Genomic DNA, 25724 nt, shown 5'->3' with positions numbered 1-25724 from the left:
CGCATCGCTGCGCAGCGAATTCGAATGCAGCTTAAGCGCCATGACGGTCGCCCTCCAAGGCGTCTTCGATGTGTGCCGATTGCGCGGCTTGCGCGAGCGCCGATTGGCCCTCGCTGCCGTAGGCGATCGCGTCCATGATCGCGGTCTCGCTCATGTCGGCGCCGTTCAGTTCGGCGACCGTGCGGCCGTCGCGGATCACGACCGCGCGATCGGCGACCGCGGTCAATTCTTCGAGCTCGGACGCGGACAGCAGTACCGCGAGCCCCGCGTCGCGCAACTCGCGCACGATCTTCGCGACGTCGGCTTTCGCGCCGACGTCGATGCCGCGCGTCGGCTCGTCGAGCAGCAGCAGCGCTGGCTCGGCCGCGAGCCAGCGCGCGAGCAGCACTTTCTGCTGGTTGCCGCCCGATAGCTCGCGGATCGGCTGATCGGCCGAACGCAGCTTGATGCCGAGCGACGCGATGAAGCGTTCGACGATCGCCTGCTGCTTCTTCACGTCGACGATGCCGTTTTTCGCGAGCGTGCGCAGACAGACGAGCGTCAGGTTGTCGCGCACCGACAACTCGGGGACGATGCCTTCGCCCTTGCGGTCTTCGGTCAGGTAGGCGAGGCCGCGCGCGATCGCGTCCTGCGGCGACTTCAGCGCGACTTTCTCGCCGCCGATCGCCAGCGCGCCTTGTGCCAGCGGATCGGCGCCGAACATCAGCCGCATCGTTTCGGTGCGGCCCGAGCCGAGCAGACCGGCCAAGCCGACTGCCTCGCCCGCGTGCACGTCGAGCGACACGCCGTTGACCTTCGGCGGCGCGCCGAGCTGCGTCGCGCCGATCACCTGCTTGCCGCGCCTGGCGAGATTCGCTTCGCGCGCGGCCGTGTCGTCTTGCACGACCGCGGCGAGCGAGCGGCCGAGCATCGTCGTGACGAGCTGCAGCTTGTCCATCTCGACCATCGTGCTTTGCACGACCGTCTGGCCGTCGCGCATCACGGTCACGCGATCGCACAGCGCGTACAGCTCGTCGAGCCGGTGCGAGACGAAAATCACCGCGCGGCCGTCGTCGCGCAGCTTGCGCACGACGGTGAACAGCAGTTCGACTTCGCGCTCGTCGAGCGACGACGTCGATTCGTCCATGATCACCATCTTCGCGTCCGACGACACCGCGCGCGCAAGCGCCACCATTTGCTGGATCGCGGTCGAGTAACGACCGACCGGCTTTTTCACGTCGATCTGCAAACCGAACGAATCGAGCAGCGCGGCCGCGCGCTGCTGCACCGTGCGCCAGTCGATCAGACCGAAGCGGCGCGGCTCGCGGCCGAGAAAGATGTTTTCCGCTACCGAGCGGAACGGCACCAGGTTGATCTCCTGATAGATCGTGCTGATGCCCGCTTCGCGCGCCTGCTTGGGCGTGCGGAAATCGACCTCGAGGCCTTCGAATCTCACGCTGCCCGAGCCGCGCCGATAGGCGCCGGTCAGGATTTTGATCAGTGTCGATTTGCCGGCGCCGTTCTGGCCGATCAGCGCGTGCACTTCGCCCGCGGCGACGCTCAGATTCGCGCCGCGCAACGCGGGTACGCCGCCGAAGCTGATGCCGATGTCCTGCATCTCGAGCAGCGGCGAACGGGTAAGGGGGAGTGTGGCGTCTCTTTGCCAGATTCCGTCACGAGAGTTCTCCTGATGCGGATGCTGTCGATATTGCCGACTGCGCTGTTGCTGGCGACGCGGGGTCCGTCGCGCCAGCGCGCCCGGCCCATGCTACGCCCGCATAAAAGCGAAGCGACGGTCCGTCGGTCACGGGCGCGTCGCTTCGAAGCCTTCCCACCACCCGCCCGACGAGGAGACATTCATGGAAGGCGGGCGACTTCCTGCTACAACGCCGAAGGGAGTCCCCGGGAAAATGATGCGCCCGGGGCGCTTCCCGATAATTGCGATCAGTAGCCGTACTGCATGTTCTGCTGCACGTTTTCCTTGTCGTAGAAGCGGTCGGACACCTTGATCCAGGTCGGGATCTTTTCACCCTTCGCATAGCGCTGCGCGACGTCGCAGGCGAGCGGGCCGAAGAACGGGCTCGATTGCACGCTCGCGCCGAGTTCGCCGGCCGCGATCGCGTCCATGCCGCCCTTGGTGCCGTCGATCGTGACGATCTGAATGTCCTTGCCCGGCTGCTTGCCGGCCGCCTTGATTGCGGCAATCGCGCCGAGCGCCATTTCGTCGTTGTGCGCGTACACGGCGGTCACGTCGGGATGCGCCTGCAACAGTGTTTCCATCACCTTGCGGCCGGTGTCGCGCGCAAAGTCGCCGCTTTGCGACGCGATGATCGTCATGCCGGGGTTCTTCGCGATGACTTCGTCGAAACCCTTCTTGCGATCGTTCGCGGCCGACGCGCCCGTCGTGCCTTCGAGCTCGATGATCTTCGCCTTGCCGCCCGTCGCCTTGACGAGCCAGTCGGCGGCGCGGTGACCCTGATCGATGAAGTCCGAGCCGATGAACGTGATGTAGTCGCGGCCAGCCTTCGCCACCGACTGGTCGACGTCGCGGTCGACGAGGATCACCGGAATGCCGGCCTTCTTCGCCTGCAGCACGACCGGCGCGAGCGGCTTCTCTTCACGCGGCGGGAACACCAGCAGATCGACGTGCTGGGCGATCATGCTTTGAATGTCGGAGACCTGTTTGGAGTTGGAGCCGTTGGCGTCGGTCATCACGATCTGCCAGCCGCATTTCGCGGCGATGTCCTTGAAGCTCCGGGTTTCCGCGAGACGCCACGGGTTGTTGCTTTCGGTCTGCGCGAAGCCGACCTTCAACGGGGTCTTGGTCGGCAACTTCGGTAATGCGTCGTCGGCGTGCGCGGCCGCCGCGCCGACACCGATTGCCAGGGCCAGCAGCGAAGCTGCCAGCGGACGAATCTGCTGCTTTCGCGCGTGCATGCGCGACTGCGTATTGAGCGACGCCATGTCTTCCTCCAGTAACCGGTGACGGTTTATTTGCTTTTTGTGCTACTCGGGCTTGCCTCTGTCCAGTTGGGGCGCCGACGTTTTTTCGCCGGCGAGCGTGCCATCGGCTATGACCCACCGGTGCGCTTTCTTCCCGACCCGACGTGCCGATTATTCCACCAGGAATTATTATCGGTCAATCACTAATAATATTAGTTGTCACCGGTTTCGCCTCGGTGATTACCCTGACCGAGGTACGTTCGACCAGCGGTCCATCAAGCTTGACCGTGCGATGGCGCACCGGCGCGCCGGCCGCGCGGTTGTGCTCTTCCTGCAGCAGCGTTTCGACGGCCCAGCGGCCGAGTTCGTAGTTGGGCAGCACCACCGTCGACAGCGGCGGATGCGTGTGGCGCGCGATTTCCTGGTCGTCGTAGCCGAGCACCGACACGTCCTCGGGCACGCGCAGGCCGAGCTGCTTGAGCGCCTCGATCGCGCCGATCGCGCTCAGGTCGTTGGCGCAGAAGATCGCGGTGGGCGGATTGGCCTCGCGCATCAGCGACAGCGTCAGCTCGAAGCCGAGGCCCGAGCTCCAGTCGCCGTCGCGCACAAGTTCGGCCGCGAAAGGCAGATCGGCGGTCGCGAGCGCGGTGCGGTAGCCCTTCAGGCGGTCTTTCGCGGCGTCCTGCCACGGCTCGCCGTTGATGTAGCCGATGCGCCGGTGGCCGGCCTGCAGCAGGTACTCGGTCGCCAGATGGCCGCCCGCGACCTCGGCTGGCACCACGGACGAGAACGTGCTGTCGCCGGTGTAGCAGTTCAGCAGCACGGTCGGCACCTGCGACAGCGCGGCCGGCGGGGCGACCTTGCGCGTGTAGACGGTCGCGTAGATCACACCGAACACGTGCGGATTGGTGAGGACCGTGTCGAGTACCTGTTTTTCGATGTCGGCGTTGCCGTGCGTCGAGTAGACCGCGAGCATCTTGCCGCTCGCGTACGCGGCGTCGCGCGCGCCGTCGATGTTGACGACCGGGTGCGGGCTCGTCGAGATTTCGTCGGCCAGATAGACGATCAGGTTGCGCTCGTCGCTCGATGCCGCTACCGGCGCGCGCAGCGACAGCCGGTAGCCGAGGTCGTGCGCGGCCTTCAGCACCTTGTTGCGGGTCGCATCGGAGAATTTCGCGCCGGCCGCGTTGTTGAGCACCAGCGAAACGGTGGATTGCGACACGCCGGTGAGCTTGGCGATGTCGGTCATGGTGGGACGGCGTTGAGTCGATTTTTTCATTGTGCGGGCCGCGCGGAGGCGGCGCTGAAGCAGGGGAATGCCAGCGGCATCATGCTGCTGACGGTACCACTAATAATATGCGCGCGGCAACGCACGCTAACCATCCATTTGGGAACCGAGCTGACGATCCGTTACCGGCGCTTTTTTAACGAATTTATTACTAATAATATTGACCGGTGGTGCGGTGTCGTGCGATTCTCGCTCGGGGCGGACTGAGGTGGTTCGCCGGCCGCGGGGTGCGCGGCACGTCAAAGGAGATATGAATGCACGTTGATGTCGCTTTCCGCTCGCGGTTTCGCCTCGTCTGACCATGCGCGACGTTTCCCTGAATCTGCCCGGCCGCGCGAGGCACAGGCCATGACTCGATCGGCGACTCAGCGCTCATGGCTCGACGATCCCGCGATCGCCGCGCGCCTCGTCACGTTGTCGGCCGGTGGGTTGCGAGCGGTGCTCGCGCCGGACGTTGGCGGCGCGCTCGCGGCGTTCTACGAAGTCACGCCGGAAGGTCCGTTGCACTGGCTGCGGCCGGCGCTGCCGGAAGCGTTCGAAGCACGCGATGCGCTGCGCATGGCGAGCTTTCCGCTGTTCCCATACTGCAACCGGATTCGCGATGCGCGCTTCGCGTTCGACGGCGCGACGATCGATCTCGCCGGCAACGACCCGCGTTTCGCCCACGCGCTGCATGGCAATGCGTGGCGGCATCCGTGGCGCGTCGGCGCGCGCAGCGAAAGCGCGGTGGACCTGCACTTCGAACACGAGCCGGATGCGAGCATGACCGGCGACTGGCCGTTTCGCTATCGCGCGCGGCAGCGTATCGAGTTGCGCGGTGGCGCGCTCCACATCACGATGTCCGCGCGCAATCTCGCCGACCGGCCGATGCCGTTCGGCATGGGCCATCATCCGTACTATCCGCGCACCGCGGCGACGCGCATCCATGCCGACGTGCAGGCGATGTGGCACGCGGACACCGACGTACTGCCGACGCATCTCGGCCCGCATCCGGCCGTCGACGCATTGCGCGCGGGCATGTCGCCCGATGCGTTCGATCTCGACAACAACTTTTCGAACTGGTCGCGCGTGGCGACGATCTCGTGGCCTGACGAGCGCCGCAATCTGACGATGCGTGCCGACGCGCCGTTCGATCATCTGGTCGTGTTCGCGCCGGCCAACGATCCGCAGCTATGCGTGGAACCGGTCACGAATACGACCGATTGCTTCAACGCGGTTGGTACACAAGAACACGTCGGTGGCTGCGTATTGCAGCCGGGGGAGGAGATCGAAGCGGCGTTGAGCTGGACTCCGCATCGCGAGTGAGGGGGACGCGCGTTCCGTTGGCGAAAGCTCAACCAACTGAAGCGCTCACTCCAGCCGCAACTTCGCCATATACGGCAAATGATCTGACAGCCACGCGGTCTCCTGCGCCGGCTGGATCCATTCGACCGGCTGCATGTCGCGCACGAACATCTTGTCGAGCGACAGCGCCGGCGAGAACGCCGGGAACGTGCGCGCCGGTTCGCCGAGCAGCGTAGCGACTTCCTGCAAGCCATGCTCGCGAAAGAGCGGCACCGAGTCGTTGCGCCAATCGTTGAAATCGCCGGCCAGCACGAGCGGACCGTCGGGGGCTTCCTTCGCGATCCAGTGCGCGATCCAGTCCATCTGCCGCAACCGCGCCGGACGCGTCAGCGCGAGATGCGCACAGAGCAACGTGACGAGTCGTCCGCCGAACGTCGCACGCGCGACCAGCAGGCCGCGCTTTTCGAAGCGGTGCGCGGAGATGTCCCAGCGGCCGCCGAGATCGAGCGGATGCGGCGACAGGATCGCATTGCCGTGCCGCCATGACGGCTTGAACACGTTCGGGCCGAGCGCGACTTCGAGTTCGAGCGCGCGCGCGATTTCGGTTGCCTGACAGTGCCATACGTCGGTCAGTGGATCGCCCATCGGCGTGCCGAAACTGCTCGCCAATACCGGCGACGGCATACGCCGCGCCATCGCTTCCTGCAGGAAGTATGCGTCCGCGTGGGTCGATTGAACCCAGCGCTGCATCGCCTGCCAGGCCTGAAAACCGAGCGGTGTGCGGCCCTTGTGCAGGTTCCAGCTCACCGCGACGAAATCGTTCGGCGCGAGGCTCTCGCGGATCAGTTCTTCTGGGTTTCGCATGCCGCGTTATCCACGTGTTCTGTTTGAGCGCGTCGGTAAGGCGCGCGGTTCCTGTCAGTTCGGATTGCTGCTGCCGGTCGCGGCGCCATTGCCGCTCATGCCGCCGTTCGTGCCGTTGCCGTTCGCACCATTGCTCACGACGTTCGCATGCACGCGGTACACGAGGTTCGGATTGTGATCGACGATCGTCCAGCTCGCCCATTGATCCGGCGGCACCACGAGACCCGGGTGGCTCGCGCTCACCTGGCGCGGCTGCGGCGGCAGCTTGCAGCCGATGTCGGTGCGCCGCGCATTGTCGTCCTCGAGCGTTTCCTGCGTGTCGATCGAAAACATCACGCCCTCGGGATCGACGCGCAGCGGCGACACCGTGATCGTGCGTGACAGATCGATGTTGCCGGCCGGCTGGTCCTTGCAGCCGACCTCGTGTTGCACGACCTGGTGATGCGTATCCGTGCGTGCCTGGCCGACGGTGGTGGTGCCGTCGAACGAATCGATCTGCTGGCCATCTTTCACCACCTGCAGCTGCCATTGCACGACCTGCTGCGCTGGCCGTTGTTGCGCGTGGGCGAGCAACGAAGCGCCAAGCAGCATGGCCACGATACTGGTTTTCCACATAAAAAGGATCTCCGCTCACGCGTCGGTTGCGTGGGTGCCTCGTAGCAATTAGAGAGCCATCTTACCCCCGATGGCCGCGACGATTTCTGACACGGTCGACGAGGTCCGGTTCAGCAACAATCCATTCCAGATAAGGATGGGATGCCAGCGATCGTTAGCAGCAGAGCCGCATGACTGCTGGCTTGCACGTGTTTATGTCCTCGCTACACTGGACTCGAACCGGCGCTCACAAGGCGCCGCCGCTGCAGAATCAGCCAAACGGGGTGAGCGATGACGACAGCAATGGTCAAACAGGAAATCGCCGTGGCCTCGTTCAGCCGGGTGTATGACCTCGACGAGGTCGAAAGCGCGCTGAACGGTCTCGGCGAGGGCGCGAACGAGGCGCTGCGCACAACCTACGAAAAGATGCTGAAAACCGGCAATCTGCGATTCTGCGTGAAGCCGAACCGGATGCCGTCGATCGACGATCTGATCGGCGCGCTGCCCAATTTTTCCGCACCGCTCGACGACATCCGCAAGCAGGTCGCGCTGTGCCTCGAAACCGAGGACCGGCTCGAACTGATGCCGATCCTGTTGCTCGGCGAGCCGGGCATCGGCAAGACGCATTTCGCGAAGCAGCTCGCGCGCCTGCTCGGCACCGCGTATCAATACGTCGCGATGAGTTCGCTAACGGCGGGCTGGATTCTGTCGGGCGCGTCGTCGCAATGGAAGAACGCGAAGCCGGGCAAGGTGTTCGATGCACTCGTGAACGGCAGCTACGCGAACCCGGTGATCGCCGTCGACGAAATCGACAAGGCGAGCGGCGATTCGCAATACGATCCGCTCGGCGCGCTGTACGCGCTACTCGAACACGACACCGCCCAGAGCTTCATCGACGAGTTCGCCGAGATACCGATCAACGCGGGCAACGTGATCTGGATCGCGACTGCCAACGACGAACGCGCGATCCCCGAGCCGATCCTGAACCGCATGAACGTCTACGAGATCTCGCCGCCGGACCACGCCGGCGCGCGACGCATCGCGCAATCGATCTACGACGAGATCCGCGGCGCGCACAACTGGGGCCTGCGCTTTCCGGAGACGCTTGGCGATGCGACGCTCGATGCGCTCAAGCGGGCGTCGCCGCGCGAGATGCGCCGCGCGATCCTGAACGGCTTCGGCGCGGCGCGCATCGCGGGACGCGACCAGATCGAGCCCGCCGATATCCGCCTGGATTACGGAAACCGGCGAAAACCGATCGGTTTTTGAGGTTTTCGGTCGGTTTTTTGCACCAACGCCCCGCTTCTCTGGAATTTGGGGCGCTGTCCCGGCAAATTCGTACAGCCTGCGTGGTGAATGCCGCGGCAATTATTGCTACTTTCGATGTGGAGCGTGGAAGCGAGCCAGCTTGCGCCCCCATCGCCTAGTCGGCGCGCACGAACGTTTGTCACTTCTGTCTGTACCGAGTCGTACAATTTTCCGTGGCGGTGATAAAAAGACATAAGCAGACCATCGGACAGATGCGTTCGACAACAAACGGAACGCGGCGGCGAGGTGCCGTACTTGTCTTCCTTCCATCGGCTGAACGAGGCAGCGCGCGGCCCAATGCGCCGCGTCAAAGGATATGGATCAGATCGAATGTGTAGTGATCGGCGCCGGTGTGATCGGCCTCTCGACGGCGCGCGCGCTGGCGGCGCGCGGGCGCGAGGTGATCGTGCTGGAGGCCGCCGACGCCATCGGCGTGGGCACGAGTTCACGCAACAGCGAAGTGATTCACGCGGGCATCTACTATCCGCGCGGATCGCTGAAGGCCACGCTGTGCGTGCGCGGCCGCGAAATGCTGTATGACTATTGCGCCGAGCGCAACGTGCCGCATTCGCGCTGCGGCAAACTGCTCGTCGCCACGTCGCGAAACCAGATTCCGCAGCTCGAAAGCATCATGGCCAAAGGGCGCGACAACGGCGTGCTCGACCTGATGCGCATCACCGGCGATCAGGCACAGGCGCTCGAACCGGCGCTCGAATGCGTGGAAGCGGTGTTTTCGCCGCAGACGGGGATCGTCGATAGTCATCAGTACATGCTCGCGCTGCAAGGCGATGCCGAGCGCGACGGCGCCGTGTGCGCGTTCCATGCGCCGGTCGAGGCTATCGAGGCTCACAACGGCCGTTTCACCATCGCGGTCGGCGGTGCGGCGCCCACCACGATCAGCGCTGCCTGCGTGATCAACAGCGCAGGTCTGCATGCGAACGCACTCGCGCGCAAGATTCGCGGACTCGACGCGCGCCACGTGCCGCCGCTGTACTTCGCGCGCGGCAATTACTTCAGCATGTCGGGGCGCGCGCCGTTCAGCCGCCTGATCTATCCGATGCCGAACGAAGCCGGCCTCGGCGTGCATCTGACGATCGACCTGGGCGGCCAGGCGCGCTTCGGTCCCGACGTCGAATGGGTCGACGCGATCAATTACGACGTCGATCCGCGTCGCGCGGAGTCGTTTTATGCGGCGATTCGCGCGTACTGGCCGGCCTTGCCCGATGGCGCGTTGCAGCCGGCGTACGCCGGTATTCGTCCGAAGCTGTCCGGCCCGGGCGAGCCCGCCGCGGACTTCGTGATCCAGGGGCCGGCCGCGCATGGCGTGCGCGGGCTCGTCAATCTGTTCGGCATCGAGTCGCCGGGGTTGACGGCATCGCTTGCGATTGCGCAGCGGGTCTGCGAGCTGAGCGGGCGGGCTTGAAGCCGGGTTTGCACCGTACCGATCCGCTTATCTTTAGCATTTGGAATCTCACGGGCGACGGCTACGTTGCTATGCTTGGCGAACGCTGTCATAAGAACGGCGTTGATTCCCATATAAATGGAGTGCGTTCCCCATGAGATCTTCCCGTCGTACGTTTTTGATCACCAGCATCGGCGTGGCATCGACGCTCGCGTTGTCGCGCCAGGCGTTCGCCGACGCGCCGAAAGTCTCCGAAACCGATCCGACCGCGCAGGCGCTTGGCTACAAGGCGGACGCGAGCAAGGTCGACAAGGCGAAATTCGCCAAATACACGCCTGGCGAGCAATGCAGCAACTGCAGCTTCTTCCAGGGCAAGGCGGGCGACGCTTACGGCGGCTGCCCGATGTTCGCGGGCAAGCAGGTCGCGGCCACGGGATGGTGCAGCGCCTATAACAAGAAGGCCTGAGCAAGCCTGCGCTGGAGGTGCTTGCAAGCATGCACGGGATGCGCCGCAGTACCGCGGCGCATCCCGTGATTGTGCGCATCGTGGCGCTTCGCGCCGCGCGCGGCGCAGGCTGCGCTGCGCAGGCCGGGCCGGTTTTTCAAAGCTTCATTGCAGCGGGCCGTTGGACTTTTAGCGGCGCGCATTCATCAATGGTGGCCGCCTGTCGAACCACGGCCGTGCCGCCTCGAGTTGCGCGGCGAGTCTGAACAGGGTCGCCTCGCCGCCGTTACGCGCCGCGAACTGCACGCCGATCGGCAGCCCGCGCGCATTCCAGTACAAAGGCACCGACATCGCTGGCTGGCCGCTAAGGTTGAACAGTTCCGTGCATCCGGCCCACGCGAATGCCTTGTTCGACGCTTCGAACAGCAGTTTCTTCATCAATCGTTCTAGCGGCATCGTGGTGACCGCGCGCATCTGCATGCGCTCGACCGAGCTTGGCCGCATCTCGCCGATCTTGATCGGCGCGGACGCGAGCGTCGCGCACAACAGCACGTCGTAGCGGTTCAGCAGGTCGGTCAGACGCGCGGTGATGCGGCGCTGTTCGTCGAGTGCGGCCGGCAAGCCCTGTTCGCCGAGCTTGCGGCCGACGTGCGCCATCGCCCACGTCGAAATTTCGAACTCGCCGCGCGTTGGCTTGTGGCCGGTGATGCGCTCCGCGTTCAGCACGAGGTCCTCGGCGGTCACCGACCACAGCGTCAGGAACGCATGACGGACCGCCGCGAAATCGACGCCGAGCGACACCGGCTCCAGACGATGGCCGAGTGAGCTCGCGAGTTGCGCGGCGTCGTCGAGCGCGGCGCGGGCATCGGCCGATAACGACGGCGCGAGCATCGGCTCGGTCACGTAGGCGATCGTCAGCGGTTTGCACGGCTCGCGCGTCGCGCCGAGAAAGGTGCCGGGCGCGCCGGTCGGCCGCTCGGCGTTGCCGGCCAGCAGATCGAGCAGCAACGCGCTGTCGCGCACGCTGCGCGACACGGCGTGATCGATGCCGAGTTCGCCGGCGCTGGCCTGCGCCGCGCGCGGCACGCGACCGCGCGAGGGTTTCAGGCCGAACAGTCCGCAGCACGACGCCGGAATCCGGATCGAGCCGCCGCCGTCCGACGCATGCGCGAGCGGTACGATGCCGGCAGCGACCGCCGCCGCCGCGCCGCCGCTCGAACCGCCCGGCGTGTGATCGATGTTCCACGGATTACGGCACGCACCAAATAGTTCGGGCTCCGTATAAGGCATCTGACCGAGCTCGGACGTGCTGGTCTTCGCGAAGATATTCAGACCCGCCGCTTTCGCGAGCGCGACGACCGGCGCATCCTGAGTCGGAATGAAGTGGCGGTAGTGTCGGCTGCCCATTGCCATGGGCAGTCCCGCAACGGGCGCGCCGAGATCCTTGATCAGGAACGGCACGCCGGCGAGCGCGGCGTGGGCGGTGGGGTTGTCCGTTCCGTTCGCGCCGTCGACGGTATTCGCGCGATTCGCGTCTTCGCGCGACGCACGTTGGCGGGCCGCATCGTAGTCCTTCAGAACGACCGCGTTGATCGCGGGATTGACGGCCTCGGTGCGCGAGATCGCGACGTCGATCAATTCGCGCGCGCTGACCTGGCGCGTGCGCACGAGCTCGGCGAGGCCGATGGCGTCATGAGCGAGATAGTCTGATTGCACGTCGGTTGAGCCCTCGCGGTCGGTTGGCATGCTGCGTCGAATTCGTGGCCGGCCATGCAGGCGCGACTGGGGCGCTTCGCTCGACATCGCGTTGCCCCGCTCGCGCGTCGCACATGTGAAAAGACGGCGTGTCGGCCGACACGCCGTCTTGCACAGAGTACCCGAGTTGAGCGCCGACGTGACTCATGTGAATTCGAGTGCGCACTTCAAATGCGCGAGCTTGCGATCACATGCGCAACGCGGCGGTCCGACTGAATGCCGGAACCGCGGATTACATCCGCTCGCCGAGGAACGTCAGCGTGCGGCCATGCGCCAATGCCGACGCGTGCTGGTTGTACGACGCACGCTCCGAGCAGTTGAAACCGTGATCGGCGTTCGGGTAGATGTTGAATTGCACGTCGGCGCGACCCGCGAAGCGCTCCTGAATCTGGCCGATGTCCGACGGCAGAATATGCGCGTCGAGCTCGCCGTAGTGGAACTGCATCGGCACCTTGATGTTCGCGGCTTTGTCGAGATGGTTATGGATGCCGCCGCCGTAGTAGGCGACAGCGGCGTCGACCGAACCGGCCGCCGCGGCCAGATAGGCGAGACGGCCGCCGAAGCAGTAGCCGATCGCCGCGATCTTGCCGGTCACTTCCGGCAGCGCGCGCAAGGCGGCCGCGGCGGCGCCGAGGTCGGCGACCGCGTCGTCGACCTTGGTCTTCTGCATCAGCTCGATGCCCTTTTCGCGATCCTTGCCGTCATACGTCAATTCGACGCGCGGCTGCACGCGCCAGAACACGTCCGGGGCGAACGCGACATAGCCGTCCTGCGCGTACTGATCCGCGACCGAGCGGATATGGCCGTTCACGCCGAAGATTTCCTGAATGATGATGACGGCCGGTCCCTTGCCGCCCTTCGGCAGCGCGAGGTAGCCGCCGAAACTGTCGTTGCCGGCGGGGATGTCGATCCATCGGGAAGTCGTGCTCATGCTGTTCTCCATTGACTCGCGCGACCGCCGCGCGAGGTCGGTGTGTACGAAACGCTCAAGGCCACGAGGCCCTGCAACGGGCGCTTAGTTTGCCATCAAAAGAACCGCCTTGCAGCGAGGCGGGACGGGTCCTCGCGGGTGATGCGGCGTGCTTCGATTCTCGTAAGGCGATTGAAACGATCTCGATAATTCATTTCTCCGCGATGGCGCGTGTCGGTACAGTGTCGGTACAGTCAGCGCGTGATGGCTCGCGCGTGTCAGCGCCTCTCGCAAACAGGTTGGCGAGCGCATGAATCAGCACATCGACGGCTTTGCGCCCGAAGGAAACGAACATGAATGAAGACAGTTTCGCGACGCCGTTCGCCGAGCACTTCCAGATGCGGGTACCCGTCGTGCAGGCGCCGATGGCCGGCGGCGCGACGACGCCGGCGCTCGTCGCGGCGGTATCCAATGCGGGCGGACTTGGTTTTCTCGCGGGGGCGGCGCTGGCACCCGAGAAGATCGCGAGCGAGGTCGCGGCGATTCGCGCGCTGACCGATCGCCCGTTCGGCGTGAATCTGTTCGTGCTCGATCCGGTCTCGCCCGATGAAGCCACCGTGCGCCGCGCGCTCGACGCAATCGATCCGCTGCGCGCCGATCTCGGCTTGCCGCCGGGACAGCCGCTCGCACGCTATGCGCCTGACTTTCGCGCGCAACTGGAAACGCTGATCGAATTGCGGGTGCCGGTCGCCGGCTTTACGTTCGGACTGCTAGCAGCGGACGACGTCGAGCGTTTGCACGCGAGCGGCAGCTATGTAGTTGGGACTGCGACGCATGTTGCCGAAGGCATCGCGTGGCGCGATGCGGGCGCCGATGCCGTCGCCGCGCAAGGCGCGGAGGCGGGCGCGCATCGCGGCACGTTCATCGGCGCATTCGAAGATGCGCTGGTCGGCACGATGGCGCTCGTGCCGCAACTGGTCGACGCGACCGGTCTGCCGGTGCTCGCGGCCGGCGGCATCATGGACGGTCGCGGCATCGTCGCGGCACTCGCGCTCGGCGCGCAAGCCGCGGTGATGGGCACCGCGTTTCTGACCACCCGCGAGAGCGCGATTCCCGAGGTATGGAAAACCCGCGTGCGCGGCATGTCAGATACCTCGACCACGGTGACGCGCGCGATCACGGGCCGCCACGCGCGCGGCATCCGCAATCCGTTGATGCAGCGTTTGCGCGAATCGGCGGACAGCATCGCGCCGTATCCGGTGCAAAACGCGTTGACGCAGGAGCTGCGGCAAACCGCGGCGCGTGCGCAGAACGGCGATTACCTGTCGTTGTGGGCGGGGCAGGGTGCGCCGCTTGGCCACGCGCGCGCCGAAGCAATCGGCGCGATCGAGCTGATGGCGCAACTCGAGCAGGAATGGCGGGCGGCCTCCGTGCGAATCGCCGCGTTCTTGCATTGATTGCATTGCCGATTTAAGGCTGATTTAAGTTCTTTACCGCAGTCACAATCCTGTGCGGCACGCCACATTTTTGAGTCGAAAAACCCTTCGAATCATATGTGACAGAAGCCGGAAAAAGGCTAAATCCGCGCCCGCGGAGAAACTTCCAAATTAGCGGAAACCCGCATGGGCTGGGGCTTTCCAGCCCGCTCGCCCAAGCCGCGAGCGGTTCGCCCGGGAACTGCGCTATTAGTGTTGTTCCCACTTTCTCAAAAAATTCCCCCAAATTAATTTGATGGCCTACACTTGCGCGCAAGTACGGTTTGCCAACTGTCACAAACAGTCCGGTAAACGTACTGGCCAAGTGCATGAACGATGCAACCGGCGTGGTCGTCCACGGGACTGAGCGACACGTGTAGGGGAAGCGGGGCACAGGGCGATTACGTTGTTTTGACCGAAACTGGAGACTTACATGAACATCAAAATTCAAAAGCTGTTGCCGATCAGCGCCGCGGCGCTGCTGTTCGCGACGTTGGCAACATCGGCCGCGGCCGACACGGTCGTCAAGATCGGTCACGTCGCGCCGTTGACTGGCGGTATCGCTCACCTGGGGAAGGACAACGAAAACGGCGCGCGCCTCGCCATCGAGGAAATCAACGCGAAGGGTCTGACGATCGGCGGCCAGAAGGTCACGCTGCAACTCGACGCGCAGGACGACGCGGCTGACCCCCGCACGGCTACGCAGGTTGCGCAGAAGCTCGTCGACGACAAGGTCGTCGCCGTGGTCGGCCACCTGAACTCGGGCACCTCGATCCCGGCATCGAAGATCTACAGCGATGCGGGCATCGTACAGATCTCGCCGTCGGCAACGAACCCGGCCTACACGCAGCAAGGCTTCAAGACGACCTACCGCGTCGTCGCGACCGATGCTCAGCAAGGCCCGGCTCTCGCGAACTACGCGGCGAAGGGCATGAAGGTGAAGAGCGTCGCGATCGTCGACGACTCGACCGCTTACGGCCAGGGTCTCGCGAACGAATTCGAGAAGACGGCGAAGTCGCTCGGTATGAACGTCGTGTCGCACGACGCGACGAACGACAAGGCCGTCGACTTCCGCGCGATTCTGACGAAGATCAAGGGTGAAAATCCCGACGCCATCATGTACGGCGGCATGGACGCGACCGGCGGCCCGTTCGCCAAGCAGGCGAAGCAGCTCGGCCTGCGCGCGAAGGTGCTGGCAGGTGACGGCGTGTGTACCGACAAGCTGTCGGACCTGGCCGGCGACGCAACCGACAACATCGTCTGCTCGGAAGCCGGCATGGCGCTCGAAAAGATGGCGGGCGGCAAGGCGTTCGAAACGAAGTACGAGAAGCGCTTCGGCCAGCCGATCCAGATTTACGCGCCGTTCACGTATGACGCGGTGTACATCATCGTCGACGCGATGAAGCGCGCTAACTCGACCGATCCGGCGAAGATCCTGGCAGCGATGCCGACGACCGACTACAAGGGCGTGATCGGCGAAACGACGTTCGACTCGAAGGGCGACCTGCAGCACGGCGTGATCTCGCTGTACAACTACAAGCAAGGCAAGAAGACGCTGCTCGACGTCGTGAAGATGTAAATTCGGTGTGGTCGAAGGCGGCGTCGGGCCGCACTTCGATCTGCCGCTAAAGAGGCACGTGGGCCGCAGGCTTGCGTGCCTCTTCTTTTTGGCGTTGCTTTTGCGTCAGATCTTCAAATGCCGCAGCACCTTCGGCCCGACGAGCGCGATCATCGCTGCGCACACAGCGACGACCGACAGCCCGATCGTCAGATTGGTCACCTGCGCGACCGCACCGATGATCACCGGTCCGAGCAGCAACCCGAAATAAGCCAGCCCCGCGACGTGCGCGAGCCCCTCGGCCGCGTGGATGCCCTTCACGCTCGCGGCCGCGGCGAACAGCACCGGCATCATGTTCGCGAGGCCCAGGCCAATCAGCGCAAAGCCGGCGAGCGCGGCCACCGGATTCGGCAGCAGCAGCGCGTCGACCATCCCGGCGCAGGCGAGCGCCGCGCTGATCATCACGAGTTGCGGCGCGCCGAAGCGGGCGCGCACCGCGTCGCCGGCAAAGCGCGCTGCCGCCATGCCGCCGGAAAACGCCGCGTAGGCGGCGCTGGCGAGCGCGGGCGTCGAGAGCACGACATCGCGCATATAGACCGTGGCCCAGTCGTACATCGCGCCTTCGGCGATCAGCGCGACCAGCGCCATCGTGCCGAGCGCCCACAACGCGGGCGAGCGCCAGCGGCTCGCGCGCGGCGTCGCAGCATCGGGATGCTCGGCGTGCGGCACGTGCGGCAGCACGGACGGGCACGCGAGCACCAGCACGAGCGCGCTGGCCGCCGCGGCGAGCGCGAGATGCAGAGCCGGCGCCATGCCGCGCGACAGCAGCGCCCCGCCCACCGCCGCGCCGAACATGCCGCCAAGGCTGAACATCCCGTGCAGCGACGACATGATCGGCTTGCCGAGCGCCTTTTCGACGGCGCTCGCTTCGGCGTTCATCGCGACGTCGAGCGTGGCCAAGCCCGCGCCGAAGACGGCCAGCACGATCAGCAAGATCCAGTACGCCGGCACGACGAGGATCAGCGCGGCGCAGGCGGCCATCGCGAGGCCGCCGGTCAGGCAGGCGCGGCGCGTGCCGACCCGCGCGATCCACGACGCATTGGTCACCATCGCGCCGATCGATCCGCCCGCCACCGCGAACAACGCGAACGACAGCATCGCCGGATTCAGATGGAAGCGGTCGCGCACCGTCGGCACGTGCACGCCCCACGATGCGTACATCATGCCGGCGATAAAAAATACCGCCATCGTGGCAATGCGTGCGCGTTGCCGTGCGGTGACGGACAGATTACGATGCGCGGCGGGCAGGACGGCGAATTCGGAGGCTTGGTGATCGGGCACGGAGATCTCGAGGCGAAGTGCGCGAGAAAGCGCATTGAAAGCGGATCTTCGATTCTATCGAAGCGTGGTGGCGAATGCTTGGAGCCGTGGGATCGGGCGCATACGATTGATAGGCTGGGGATGCAACCTGGCGGTATTGCCGGCTGTCATGCCATGGACCGCCGCAGTTGGTTTTTGCATTGCCGTGCGCGGCGACTTTTCTACCACTCGCCGCTTTCCGTTCATTCCTTAATTCACCGAGGAACGCTCAGTTGAACATTCCGGCTCACGCTCCGCTGCATCTGCTGCACACGGCCACGATCGGCACGCTTGCCACGCACGCTCGCCAGCCCGAGGGCTTTCCGTATCCGTCGGTGCTGCCGTTCGCGCCGGACCCGCGGCATCGTCCGACGATCCTCGTGAGCTGGCTCGCGGAGCACACGCACAATCTGCACACCGATCCGCGCGCCGGTTTTCTGGCCGTCGACGCACCCGACGGCGACGTGCTGGGCGGCCAGCGCGTCACGCTGCTTGGCCGCTTTGGGCCGGTCGGCTCGAGCCCGGAACTGGCGCGGCGCTACCTGCGCTATCACCCGGACGCGGCGCGCTACCTCATGCTGGGCGATTTCACGTTCTGGATCATGGAGGTCCAGCGGCTGCGCTACATCGGCGGCTTTGGCGCGATGGGCTGGCTCGACGGCGCCGAGCTCGATCCGCTGCCGCCGCTTGCAGTCGGCGAGGAGGACGCGCTGATCGCGGAATTCGGTCACCGGCTGAGTGGCGCGGGCGGCGTCGAATTGCTGGGTGTCGACCGTTATGGCGCCGATCTGAAACGCAACGGCGTGCGCCACCGTTTCGCGTTCGATGGCGCCCGGTCCGATACCGGGACATTGCACGCCGCGCTCGAAGTCTGCATCGAGCGGCATGCGGATTAAGCATTTATCGTTTATCGGGAAAGCACGCATGCGCCAGTCGCGACGAACGGCGTCTTTGTCTCAATACTGCGCGGCTTGTCCAAGCCAAAGCTTTCATGCCGTGAAATGTTCGATGCGCAATAGACGGCTCAAGTCTCATTTGTTGATAGTTAAATCGTGTGAATATGCATGGCAGTGGACTTTTTTCAGCGACATGCGAAATCAGCGATTTGAAAGGCCGTAGTCCGGGCCCAAAAGCAGCGCAGGAAACTTTTTGAAACGAATTTAAATTAATTTTTTCCGGTTGCTTATCCAGCCTTTCTATTTTGTGTTAATCTCGCCGTCAAATTCCGAGGCATGAAACCTTCAAAGGCGAGTCGGCAAAAGACCGGCGGTCATTTATCCATACCACAAGGGAACCTATGTCTTCTTACAAGGAACTGCTCGCGCAGCGCGAGAAGCTCGAAAAGCAGATTGAAGAAGCGAAGTCGCGCGAATACGCGGAAGTCTTGAATGAAATCAAGCAGAAGATGGCGGATTACGGCATTTCGCTGAGCGAACTCGGCGGCGGCCGCGCACCGAAAGGCGCTAAAGCGAGCCGACCGCGCGCAGGCGTCGCGCCTAAATATCGCGATCCGGAAAGCGGCAGCACATGGTCCGGTCGCGGCAAGCCGCCGCGCTGGATTGCAGGTCTTGATCGCGAAAAGTTTCTGATCCAGAAGTAATCACGATCAGGCGGGCAGTGAGGGTTGGCCGCACGCAATACGAATAGCGGCAATCCACCGCGTTTATAGCCTGCTGCAGAATCTCAAAAAGCCGCGCACCGTTCAGGGCGCGGCTTTCGTCGTTTGCGGCGCCGAGTTTTTTGTCACATGCGCTTAAGGCGACTGGAACGCGAATGCTTTTCGTTTAGATAAACAATTGATTTAAAAAGGTTTTTTCCGATTTTCCCTGCGCGCGCGATTCGCGGCGGGTACAATAACAACAATAGACCTTTTTGCCTCTTCAGCATGCAGTCCGCCGCGATCGCCCAAACCACCGAGAAACAACGCGTTGCGCGCAAAAGTACTTTTGCGAGTATTGCGCTCAATAGCGTGTTGATGACGCTGCAAATCGCCATCGGCACGATCGCGCATTCGCAGGCGCTAGTTGCCGACGGTATCCATTCTCTTGCCGATCTTATTTCCGATTTTGTCGTGCTGATTGCCAATCGGCACAGCGGGGCCAAGCCCGACGCGGATCACAATTACGGGCATAGCCGTTATGAGACGGTGGCGTCGTTATTTCTCGGCGCGCTGCTGATCTCGGTCGGCGTCGGCATGTTGTGGCGCGCCGGTACGCGGCTCGCCGACCTGCAAAATATTCCCGCCGTGCACATGAGCGCGCTCGCGGTCGCGGCGCTCGTGCTGGTCTGCAAGGAAGCGCTGTTTCGCTACATGCTGCGCGAGGCGAAGCGCGTGCGTTCCGCGATGCTGATCGCGAACGCATGGCACGCGCGCTCGGACGCGGCGTCGTCGCTGGTGGTGGGGATCGGCGTGATCGGCAGTCTCGCCGGCTTGCGGTTGCTCGACCCGATCGCAGCGGCAATCGTCGGCTTCATGGTCGCGCGCATGGGCTGGACCTTCGGTTGGGACGCGCTGCAGGATCTGTCGGACCGCGCGCTCGACGAAACCGCCGCGGCCGACATGCGCGCATTGCTGATGGCCACCCCTGGCGTGCGTGACGTGCACGAAATGCGTACGCGCAAGATGGGCGATTTCGCGCTCGTCGACGCGCACATTCTGGTCGATCCAATGATTTCGGTATCGGAAGGGCATTACATCGCGGAGTCGGCGCGTCTGCGTGTGCTGACCGACAAGCGCGTGCTCGACGCGCTGATCCACGTCGATCCGGAAAACGATGCGCTCGCGCATCCACCGGTCGATCTGCCGCCGCGGGAGCGCGTGACTGCCGAGGTCGACGCGGCGCTGGCGGCCTGGGGCTTGCAGGCCGCTGCGATAAATCTGCACTACCTGAGCACCGGGCTCGACGTGGAGGTGGTGTTACCGGCGGCGGCGTCCGTTGAAGGGCGCGCTGCAGACGGCCCAGAGGCCGCGCGTCTGCTGGAAAGCGAGGCGCAGTCGCTTGGGCGCGTCGATCTGGAGGCGCTCAAGCGTCGTCTCGGCGCGCGCAAGCTAGAGGTGCTTCTGCAACGGGATATCTCGGCCGCGCAAGGCGGTTCGGCGGCGGAACTCAAGACTGGCGTCGCTCCCGGCGGTCGGTCAATCGCCACGGAGCCTCACAACGCCGCCTGAGTCCGATGAGTTTCGGACACCCGATACCACGAACCTTCATGCCGCCCGCAGCGGCGGCATGCGTCACAACGGCAACTGCGTATCGAACTTGATTTCGCGCAGCACGACGCTCGTCCGCACCTGCGCGACGGCTGGAATCTTGAAAATGCGTTCGTGCAGGAAGCTGTCGTACGCCTTGATGTCCGGCGCGACGATCTTCAGGATGTAATCGGATTCACCGGTCGTGCTGTAGCACTCGGTCACTTCGGGGCAGGTGGCGATTTCCCGCTCGAACTGCTCGACGCCGCCTTCGGTGTGGCGCGTCAGATGGATATGCGCGAGCGCGCACACATGCAAGCCGAGTTTTTCGCGATCGAGCAGCGCCGTGTAGCGCTGGATCACGCCCGACTGTTCCATGTCCTTGATGCGCCGCCAGCATGGCGTGCTCGACAGCCCGACCTGGTCGGAGATTTCCTGCACGGAACGACGTGCGTCGAGCTGCAGTAGGCGCAGGATCTTCTGTGAGAACGTATCGAGTGTCAACTGCGCCTCCGTTAGCGTCGCCGTATCAACGCATGGTAGAGGGCGCGAAAACGAAACGCAATGTAAAACGGCTCTCGCGAGCGAGATTGCCTAATTTACCGGGTCGGGAGCGGCGTTTTGCCCTGAGCCGTCCCCATCATCCTTAGCGTCCCCCGGCAGCTCAGGCTGACGCGCGCGCAAGTCCTTCAGCATGTTGCAAAAGAGGGCACCCTGCTCGATCGCGTCGTCGAGCGCGATGTGCGTGTGCGGATGCTCGTCGAACCAGTGCTTCGGAAAGCGCGGCTTGATGTTCTTGCGGTACGGCAGGCCAGTCATCGCGAACGCGAGCGTCTTGATGTCGAGCGCCGACCAGGAGAACGGGCAGCGGTCGACGAAGCGCATCATGTACCAGAACATGTAGGTGAAGTCGAAGCCGGCCGGCATCGCGACGAACACCGGCTTGCCCGGCAGCGCCTCGACCCATTCGACATAGGCGGTCAGGGCCGCCTCGGGCTTCTGCAAGTCCTGGCGGCAGGCCGCCCACGCTTCCGGCTGGGTCTTCCACCACGCTGCCTGCACAGGATGCGGCGCTGCGCCTTCGAGCAGTTCGAGATTCGCCGAGAACGTCGCGATCAGCTGCTTGTCTTCGGTGTATGCGGCGGATGCGAAGCTCAGCATCGAATGCGGGCCGGGGATCGGGCCGTCCGCTTCGACGTCGGTACTCACATAGATTTCGCTGCTCATGCGCCCACTCCGTCTGCGACGTAGGGATTCGTGCGGCGCTCGGCGCCGAACGTCGAGGTCGGGCCGTGGCCGGGCACGAACGTGACGTCGTCGCCGAGCGGCCAGAGTTTGTCGCGGATCGAGCGGGTCAGGTCAGCATGATTGCCGCGCGGGAAATCCGTGCGGCCGATCGAGCCGGCGAACAGCACGTCGCCAACCAGCGCGAGCCGGTGCGCGCGGCTGAAGAACACCACGTGGCCCGGCGTGTGGCCGGGGCAATGGTAGACCTCGAAGGATTCGTCGCCGAATTGCACGGTGTCGCCGTCTTGTAGCCAGCGGTCCGGCTCGAAGGCGTCGGCGGCCGGGAAGCCGAAGCGCGTGCTCTGGTCCGGCAGCTTGTCGAGCCAGAAGCGCTCGTCGGGATGCGGACCTTCGATCGGCACGCCGTGGTGGCTGGCGAGTGTCTTCGCGCCGGCGCAATGATCGATGTGGCCGTGGGTCAGCAAGACCTTCTCGACGGTCACGTTCTGCCGCGCGATCTCGCGCTGGATCATGTCAAGGTCGCCGCCCGGATCGACGACGGCAGCGCGCCCGGTGGCCTCGCAAACGAGTAGCGAGCAGTTCTGCTGGAACGGCGTGACGGGGATCAGGGTGACTTTCATGGCTGGACGACGCGCTGGAAAAACGTTGATTGTACCGGGCCTCGCGACAGCCTCCGCCGCCCATGCGACCAGGCCGGCTCACGGCCCGTCCCGGTCTTTCGTAAGTCCATTTTTGCGATAAATGTGAAGATTGATCAAGTTTTTGAGCAGCTCACCATCCCAAAAAAAAGTTTTGGGTATAATGGACTCCATGCACTAGGAATTGTGCTGCCACAAGGCGATGCGTTCCCACAAAAAGGGAATGCCGCTCGCCGTTCAAGTAAGGGCTGTCGGAGTGCCGACGGCCATCCAGTATCGATGCGTTCGATGCACACGTCTTATCCAGCCAGGCGCCGCGCGCCTGCTACGGAATTAATCTCCGTGACGCTGGGTGGGGCCTACGCCGCCGTTCCTGCGCGCTGAGTTGCGCGCGCAAGAACGTGTCATTGCCACGTTCAGTTGGCGGCATGTGGGGTCTGGTCAGGCTGCCGGGGACAGGTTGCGCCAGACGTGAAAATTAACCGAGCGGTAGCGGCTGAGTGAGCCGTATCCGGGCTTTGATGTACTGCGCTTTTTCGCGCGGCGCGTTGTCGTCCCTACCGCCGGAGCCGCAAGCAACATACCCAGCAGTTTCGCGGGTGACGCGGCTCGACAATGTGATTGCACGTCTTATGAAAACTCGGCTAACCCGTGGTCTAGGGACTCTTTTTGCCTTTTTTGTACTGGCCGGCTGTGCCACGCCTCCGGGCGCGCGCGATACGTCCGCGAACGACACGCCGCAGAGTACAAAGAACGCGCACCTGAGCTCTTTCGGACCGCAATCGTTCAGTAGCGCGCCGGCCTCGAGCCCGAGCGCGTCGAACGCGCCCGCGTCGCCGCTGGCTGACGCGCAGCCGCTAACCGACGACGGCGTCGACGTCGCAGACTTCCATCAGATCGGACGCGCGTCGTGGTACGGACGCTTCTTCCACGGTCGCCGCACCGCCAATGGCGAGCGTTACGACATGCATGCCCTGACGGCCGCGCATCGCACGCTGCCGCTCGGCTCGTACGTGCGCGTGACCAATCCGGCCAATTCGCGCTCGGTGATCGTACGGATCAACGACCGCGGCCCGTACGCCCGCGGCCGCGTGATCGACCTGTCGATGGCGGCCGCCGCCATGCTCGACATGCGCCACGCCGGCACCGCGCGGGTCAAGATCGAAGGGCTCACGCAGCAGGAAGCGCGCGCCGAGCTGAACGAGACGCTTGCGTCGAACTCGGACTCGAACAAGTGATGTGACGCTCCGTGGCGATGATGCCGCGTCGGCTGAACCAACCGTCTGCAGAAAATCGAAGGGCCGCGACATGCGGCCCTTTTCTGTTGCCGTCAGCCTTTTACCCGCCGGGCCCGACCCTCACGTTTCGGGCTTGTCTTCCTTCAGCGCCAGCGCGCGCGCGTACAACACGTTGCGCGATGCGCCCGTGAGCGCCGCCGCGACCTTCGCCGCGCTACTCACCGTCAATTCTTCCAGCAGGATGCCGAGCAGCGCGTCGTGATCGTGCTCGCCGGCCGCTTCGGGTGCCGCGCCTTCGACCACCAGCACGAATTCGCCACGCTGCCGGTTCGCGTCGGCAGCGAGCCACGTTGGCCCTTCGGCCAGGGTGCCCTGGTGCAGGGCTTCGTGTAACTTCGTCAGTTCCCGCGCGATCAGCAGACGGCGTGTGCCGCCAAACGCATCTGCGAGCGCCTGCACCGTCTCGACGATCCGGTGCGGCGCTTCGTAGAACACCATCGCATGAGGATGTTGCGCGAGCGTCTGCAAGGCGGCGGCGCGCGCCTTCGGCTTCGGCGGGAGGAAGCCGAGGAATGAGAACGTCGCGACCCAGTCGCCGGACGCGCTGAGCGCGGTGGCGAGCGCACTCGCGCCGGGCAGCGGGACCACCACGAAGCCGGCCTCGCGCACGGCATCGACGAGCTTGGCGCCGGGGTCCGAGATGCCCGGCGTGCCCGCGTCGGACACGTAGGCCACGCGCTCGCCGGCCTGCAGATACTCGATCACGCGCTGCGCGGCGGTGCGCTCGTTGTGCTGATGCACGGCGACGAGCGGCTTCGAGATGCCGTAGCGCGCGAGCAGCTGACCGGTGTTGCGGGTGTCCTCGGCGGCGATGCGATCCGCGAGTCCGAGCACGTGCAGCGCGCGCAGCGTGATGTCGGCGATGTTGCCGATCGGCGTGGCCACCACATACAGCGCGGCGGCGGGGTACTGCTGCCCTTGCGCGAGTTCGGAGAGAGGAGTCATGACACGGAAGACACAAACAGACGGAACGAGGCCGACATTGTGCCATGTGGGCTTGCGCGAGCAGGCCGTGCAGAAGACTGCGCAAAAGATGCCCATAAACGCCGGTCCAAAAACCGCCCACAACTTTTCCGCCGCTCACCAGTCCAAATCCGTCGGCGCGGCTTTCGAAGCACGCGCGCGAGAGTATTTGCAGCGCCAGCGTCTGCGCTTCGTGGCGCGCAACGTCACATGTCGGGGCGGCGAGATCGATCTCGTGATGAGTGATCGTGACGGCGCGCTGGTGTTCGTCGAAGTTCGCGCGCGTGCGCAGCGGCATTATGGCGGTGCCGCTGCGAGCGTCGGTTGGCAGAAGAGACAGCGCATCGTGCGAGCGGCGCGGCACTATCTCGCGACGCGCGCCACGACGAACCGTGGCCCGCGCGACGAACCCGCGTGCCGTTTCGACGTCGTCGCGTTCGAGAGCGGCAGGCTCGTGTGGTTGCGCGATGCGTTTCGCGCCGACGAAGTCTGACCGACAGCGCAGACAACGCGCGTGAGTGCGATAAACTTGCGCTCGCGTGCCGCGCGAGCTCATCGGCGGCCACAGCCAGGCAGTATGACTTCACAACACGGCCGCGCAGTGCGGTCCATTCGCGGTACAAGATAGAGACTCGATGTCAGTCGAACGCATCCAACAACACTTCCGCGACAGCGCGGCAGTCAAACTCGAAGCCCTCGAAACCCTGTCGATGCCGATCGCCGCCGCGATCGACACGATGTTCGCCGCGCTCGCGAACGGCAATCGCATCCTCGCGTGCGGCAACGGCGGTTCGGCCGCCGACGCGCAGCATTTCGCGGCCGAGCTGATTGGCCGCTTCGAGCGCGAGCGGCCAGGTCTGCCGGCCATTGCGCTCAGCACCGACACCTCCGTGCTCACCGCGATCGCCAACGACTATTCGTTCGAACAGATCTACGCGAAACAGGTCTGGGCGCTCGGTCAGCCCGGCGACGTGCTGCTCGCGATCACCACATCCGGCAATTCCGCGAACGTGCTCGCCGCGATCGAAGCCGCGCATGAGCGCGAAATGATCGTCGTTGCGCTGACCGGCAAGGGCGGCGGACGCGCACAGGACGTGCTGAGCGACACCGACATCCACGTATGCGTGCCGTCCGACCGCACGGCGCGCGTCCAGGAAGTGCACCTGTTGACCATCCATTGCCTGTGCGACGGCATCGATGCCATGTTGCTCGGCGAAGACTGAGAC

Annotated in this window: 24 protein-coding genes; 12 read left to right on the top strand and 12 right to left on the bottom strand. The window is 64.6% G+C overall.

What is annotated here, in order from left to right; translation table 11 throughout:
- Positions 1 to 31: 31 nt before the first annotated feature.
- The 3 genes from OKW45_RS31670 to OKW45_RS31660 form a co-directional block, all read right to left on the bottom strand.
- Entirely contained in the window at positions 32 to 1597 is a 1566-nt protein-coding gene (locus OKW45_RS31670; RefSeq protein WP_429472912.1) for a sugar ABC transporter ATP-binding protein, read from the bottom strand.
- Positions 1598 to 1923: 326 nt separating this feature from the next.
- Complete coding sequence (locus OKW45_RS31665; RefSeq protein WP_018419141.1) at positions 1924 to 2943, bottom strand: ABC transporter substrate-binding protein; 1020 nt, start codon at positions 2941 to 2943, stop codon at positions 1924 to 1926.
- A 175-nt stretch (positions 2944 to 3118) separates the two neighbouring features.
- Positions 3119 to 4171 carry a LacI family DNA-binding transcriptional regulator gene (locus tag OKW45_RS31660; protein ID WP_429472911.1) on the bottom strand — a complete coding sequence of 351 codons (1053 nt, stop codon included), beginning with the start codon at positions 4169 to 4171 and terminating at the stop codon, positions 3119 to 3121.
- A 387-nt stretch (positions 4172 to 4558) separates the two neighbouring features.
- Between OKW45_RS31660 and OKW45_RS31655 the strand changes: the two genes are divergently transcribed.
- Positions 4559 to 5515 carry an aldose 1-epimerase gene (locus OKW45_RS31655; RefSeq protein WP_429472910.1) on the top strand — a complete coding sequence of 319 codons (957 nt, stop codon included), beginning with the start codon at positions 4559 to 4561 and terminating at the stop codon, positions 5513 to 5515.
- Between the two features lie 45 nt (positions 5516 to 5560).
- On the opposite strand, the gene OKW45_RS31650 is transcribed toward OKW45_RS31655, so the two are convergent.
- Positions 5561 to 6358, bottom strand: coding sequence for an endonuclease/exonuclease/phosphatase family protein (locus OKW45_RS31650; RefSeq protein ID WP_018419144.1), 798 nt, complete (start codon positions 6356 to 6358; stop codon positions 5561 to 5563).
- Positions 6359 to 6412: 54 nt separating this feature from the next.
- Complete coding sequence (locus OKW45_RS31645) at positions 6413 to 6973, bottom strand: hypothetical protein (RefSeq protein WP_018419145.1); 561 nt, start codon at positions 6971 to 6973, stop codon at positions 6413 to 6415.
- Between the two features lie 270 nt (positions 6974 to 7243).
- Between OKW45_RS31645 and OKW45_RS31640 the strand changes: the two genes are divergently transcribed.
- The 3 genes from OKW45_RS31640 to OKW45_RS31630 all read left to right on the top strand — a co-directional run bounded on the left by OKW45_RS31640 (position 7244) and on the right by OKW45_RS31630 (position 10128).
- Positions 7244 to 8221: an AAA family ATPase gene (locus OKW45_RS31640; RefSeq protein WP_018419146.1), complete on the top strand. Its 978-nt coding sequence runs from the start codon at positions 7244 to 7246 to the stop codon at positions 8219 to 8221.
- Positions 8222 to 8576: 355 nt separating this feature from the next.
- The gene (locus OKW45_RS31635; protein WP_018419147.1) at positions 8577 to 9683 is read left to right on the top strand and encodes an NAD(P)/FAD-dependent oxidoreductase; all 1107 of its coding nucleotides are present in this window, start codon (positions 8577 to 8579) and stop codon (positions 9681 to 9683) included.
- A gap of 133 nt (positions 9684 to 9816) precedes the next feature.
- Entirely contained in the window at positions 9817 to 10128 is a 312-nt protein-coding gene (locus OKW45_RS31630) for a high-potential iron-sulfur protein (RefSeq protein ID WP_026225561.1), read from the top strand.
- Between the two features lie 168 nt (positions 10129 to 10296).
- Here OKW45_RS31630 and OKW45_RS31625 read toward each other — a convergent pair whose 3' ends face one another.
- Both OKW45_RS31625 and OKW45_RS31620 read right to left on the bottom strand, forming a co-directional pair.
- Positions 10297 to 11853 carry an amidase gene (locus tag OKW45_RS31625; protein WP_429472909.1) on the bottom strand — a complete coding sequence of 519 codons (1557 nt, stop codon included), beginning with the start codon at positions 11851 to 11853 and terminating at the stop codon, positions 10297 to 10299.
- 241 nt (positions 11854 to 12094) lie between these two features.
- The gene (locus tag OKW45_RS31620; RefSeq protein ID WP_429472908.1) at positions 12095 to 12793 is read right to left on the bottom strand and encodes a dienelactone hydrolase family protein; all 699 of its coding nucleotides are present in this window, start codon (positions 12791 to 12793) and stop codon (positions 12095 to 12097) included.
- A 332-nt stretch (positions 12794 to 13125) separates the two neighbouring features.
- Between OKW45_RS31620 and OKW45_RS31615 the strand changes: the two genes are divergently transcribed.
- Together OKW45_RS31615 and OKW45_RS31610 are read left to right on the top strand one after the other, a co-directional pair.
- On the top strand, positions 13126 to 14229 hold the full coding sequence (locus tag OKW45_RS31615) for an NAD(P)H-dependent flavin oxidoreductase (protein ID WP_429472907.1): 1104 nt from the start codon (positions 13126 to 13128) through the stop codon (positions 14227 to 14229).
- A 451-nt stretch (positions 14230 to 14680) separates the two neighbouring features.
- Positions 14681 to 15826, top strand: a complete 1146-nt coding sequence (locus OKW45_RS31610; protein ID WP_018419153.1) for a branched-chain amino acid ABC transporter substrate-binding protein — start codon at positions 14681 to 14683, stop codon at positions 15824 to 15826.
- Positions 15827 to 15931: 105 nt separating this feature from the next.
- On the opposite strand, the gene OKW45_RS31605 is transcribed toward OKW45_RS31610, so the two are convergent.
- Positions 15932 to 17146 (bottom strand): MFS transporter, encoded by a 1215-nt coding sequence (locus OKW45_RS31605; RefSeq protein WP_429472906.1) that lies wholly within the window; start codon positions 17144 to 17146, stop codon positions 15932 to 15934.
- Between the two features lie 251 nt (positions 17147 to 17397).
- Between OKW45_RS31605 and OKW45_RS31600 the strand changes: the two genes are divergently transcribed.
- The 3 genes from OKW45_RS31600 to OKW45_RS31590 all read left to right on the top strand — a co-directional run bounded on the left by OKW45_RS31600 (position 17398) and on the right by OKW45_RS31590 (position 20333).
- The gene (locus tag OKW45_RS31600; protein ID WP_429472905.1) at positions 17398 to 18060 is read left to right on the top strand and encodes a HugZ family pyridoxamine 5'-phosphate oxidase; all 663 of its coding nucleotides are present in this window, start codon (positions 17398 to 17400) and stop codon (positions 18058 to 18060) included.
- Positions 18061 to 18461: 401 nt separating this feature from the next.
- Complete coding sequence (locus OKW45_RS31595) at positions 18462 to 18764, top strand: H-NS histone family protein (protein WP_008921239.1); 303 nt, start codon at positions 18462 to 18464, stop codon at positions 18762 to 18764.
- A 285-nt stretch (positions 18765 to 19049) separates the two neighbouring features.
- Entirely contained in the window at positions 19050 to 20333 is a 1284-nt protein-coding gene (locus OKW45_RS31590) for a cation diffusion facilitator family transporter (RefSeq protein WP_429472904.1), read from the top strand.
- 63 nt (positions 20334 to 20396) lie between these two features.
- Here OKW45_RS31590 and OKW45_RS31585 read toward each other — a convergent pair whose 3' ends face one another.
- The 3 genes from OKW45_RS31585 to OKW45_RS31575 all read right to left on the bottom strand — a co-directional run bounded on the left by OKW45_RS31585 (position 20397) and on the right by OKW45_RS31575 (position 22219).
- Positions 20397 to 20855, bottom strand: coding sequence for an Lrp/AsnC family transcriptional regulator (locus OKW45_RS31585; RefSeq protein ID WP_012431468.1), 459 nt, complete (start codon positions 20853 to 20855; stop codon positions 20397 to 20399).
- 90 nt (positions 20856 to 20945) lie between these two features.
- Positions 20946 to 21578, bottom strand: a complete 633-nt coding sequence (locus OKW45_RS31580; RefSeq protein ID WP_018419158.1) for a 3'-5' exonuclease family protein — start codon at positions 21576 to 21578, stop codon at positions 20946 to 20948.
- Complete coding sequence (locus tag OKW45_RS31575) at positions 21575 to 22219, bottom strand: MBL fold metallo-hydrolase (protein WP_429472903.1); 645 nt, start codon at positions 22217 to 22219, stop codon at positions 21575 to 21577. The genes OKW45_RS31580 and OKW45_RS31575 overlap by 4 nt, the downstream gene beginning before the upstream one ends.
- A 650-nt stretch (positions 22220 to 22869) precedes the next feature.
- On the opposite strand from OKW45_RS31575, the gene OKW45_RS31570 reads away from it, so the two are divergent.
- On the top strand, positions 22870 to 23475 hold the full coding sequence (locus tag OKW45_RS31570) for a septal ring lytic transglycosylase RlpA family protein (protein ID WP_429472902.1): 606 nt from the start codon (positions 22870 to 22872) through the stop codon (positions 23473 to 23475).
- Between the two features lie 120 nt (positions 23476 to 23595).
- On the opposite strand, the gene rsmI is transcribed toward OKW45_RS31570, so the two are convergent.
- Positions 23596 to 24480 (bottom strand): 16S rRNA (cytidine(1402)-2'-O)-methyltransferase, encoded by an 885-nt coding sequence (rsmI, locus tag OKW45_RS31565; protein ID WP_429472901.1) that lies wholly within the window; start codon positions 24478 to 24480, stop codon positions 23596 to 23598.
- Positions 24481 to 24568: 88 nt separating this feature from the next.
- On the opposite strand from rsmI, the gene OKW45_RS31560 reads away from it, so the two are divergent.
- The gene (locus OKW45_RS31560) at positions 24569 to 24991 is read left to right on the top strand and encodes a YraN family protein (protein WP_429473396.1); all 423 of its coding nucleotides are present in this window, start codon (positions 24569 to 24571) and stop codon (positions 24989 to 24991) included.
- Positions 24992 to 25133: 142 nt separating this feature from the next.
- Positions 25134 to 25721, top strand: a complete 588-nt coding sequence (locus tag OKW45_RS31555; protein WP_429472900.1) for a phosphoheptose isomerase — start codon at positions 25134 to 25136, stop codon at positions 25719 to 25721.
- Positions 25722 to 25724 lie beyond the last annotated feature (3 nt).

The sequence above is a fragment of the Paraburkholderia lebeckiae genome (genome assembly GCF_050436225.1).
GTDB lineage: Bacteria > Pseudomonadota > Gammaproteobacteria > Burkholderiales > Burkholderiaceae > Paraburkholderia > Paraburkholderia tuberum.
The sequence above is the reverse complement of the archived record's forward strand: the minus strand, read 5'-3'. Positions and strand labels throughout refer to the sequence as shown.

Excerpts from the sequence above, each read along its gene's own strand:
- OKW45_RS31670 (WP_429472912.1), bottom strand. The coding sequence starts at position 1,597 with ATGCAGGACATCGGCATCAGCTTCGGCGGCGTACCCGCGTTGCGCGGC.
- OKW45_RS31665 (WP_018419141.1), bottom strand. The coding sequence starts at position 2,943 with ATGGCGTCGCTCAATACGCAGTCGCGCATGCACGCGCGAAAGCAGCAG.
- OKW45_RS31660 (WP_429472911.1), bottom strand. The coding sequence starts at position 4,171 with ATGACCGACATCGCCAAGCTCACCGGCGTGTCGCAATCCACCGTTTCG.
- OKW45_RS31655 (WP_429472910.1), top strand. The coding sequence starts at position 4,559 with ATGACTCGATCGGCGACTCAGCGCTCATGGCTCGACGATCCCGCGATC.
- OKW45_RS31650 (WP_018419144.1), bottom strand. The coding sequence starts at position 6,358 with ATGCGAAACCCAGAAGAACTGATCCGCGAGAGCCTCGCGCCGAACGAT.
- OKW45_RS31645 (WP_018419145.1), bottom strand. The coding sequence starts at position 6,973 with ATGTGGAAAACCAGTATCGTGGCCATGCTGCTTGGCGCTTCGTTGCTC.
- OKW45_RS31640 (WP_018419146.1), top strand. The coding sequence starts at position 7,244 with ATGACGACAGCAATGGTCAAACAGGAAATCGCCGTGGCCTCGTTCAGC.
- OKW45_RS31635 (WP_018419147.1), top strand. The coding sequence starts at position 8,577 with ATGGATCAGATCGAATGTGTAGTGATCGGCGCCGGTGTGATCGGCCTC.
- OKW45_RS31630 (WP_026225561.1), top strand. The coding sequence starts at position 9,817 with ATGAGATCTTCCCGTCGTACGTTTTTGATCACCAGCATCGGCGTGGCA.
- OKW45_RS31625 (WP_429472909.1), bottom strand. The coding sequence starts at position 11,853 with ATGCCAACCGACCGCGAGGGCTCAACCGACGTGCAATCAGACTATCTC.
- OKW45_RS31620 (WP_429472908.1), bottom strand. The coding sequence starts at position 12,793 with ATGAGCACGACTTCCCGATGGATCGACATCCCCGCCGGCAACGACAGT.
- OKW45_RS31615 (WP_429472907.1), top strand. The coding sequence starts at position 13,126 with ATGAATGAAGACAGTTTCGCGACGCCGTTCGCCGAGCACTTCCAGATG.
- OKW45_RS31610 (WP_018419153.1), top strand. The coding sequence starts at position 14,681 with ATGAACATCAAAATTCAAAAGCTGTTGCCGATCAGCGCCGCGGCGCTG.
- OKW45_RS31595 (WP_008921239.1), top strand. The coding sequence starts at position 18,462 with ATGTCTTCTTACAAGGAACTGCTCGCGCAGCGCGAGAAGCTCGAAAAG.
- OKW45_RS31590 (WP_429472904.1), top strand. The coding sequence starts at position 19,050 with ATGCAGTCCGCCGCGATCGCCCAAACCACCGAGAAACAACGCGTTGCG.
- OKW45_RS31580 (WP_018419158.1), bottom strand. The coding sequence starts at position 21,578 with ATGAGCAGCGAAATCTATGTGAGTACCGACGTCGAAGCGGACGGCCCG.
- OKW45_RS31575 (WP_429472903.1), bottom strand. The coding sequence starts at position 22,219 with ATGAAAGTCACCCTGATCCCCGTCACGCCGTTCCAGCAGAACTGCTCG.
- OKW45_RS31570 (WP_429472902.1), top strand. The coding sequence starts at position 22,870 with ATGAAAACTCGGCTAACCCGTGGTCTAGGGACTCTTTTTGCCTTTTTT.
- rsmI (WP_429472901.1), bottom strand. The coding sequence starts at position 24,480 with ATGACTCCTCTCTCCGAACTCGCGCAAGGGCAGCAGTACCCCGCCGCC.
- OKW45_RS31560 (WP_429473396.1), top strand. The coding sequence starts at position 24,569 with ATGCCCATAAACGCCGGTCCAAAAACCGCCCACAACTTTTCCGCCGCT.
- OKW45_RS31555 (WP_429472900.1), top strand. The coding sequence starts at position 25,134 with ATGTCAGTCGAACGCATCCAACAACACTTCCGCGACAGCGCGGCAGTC.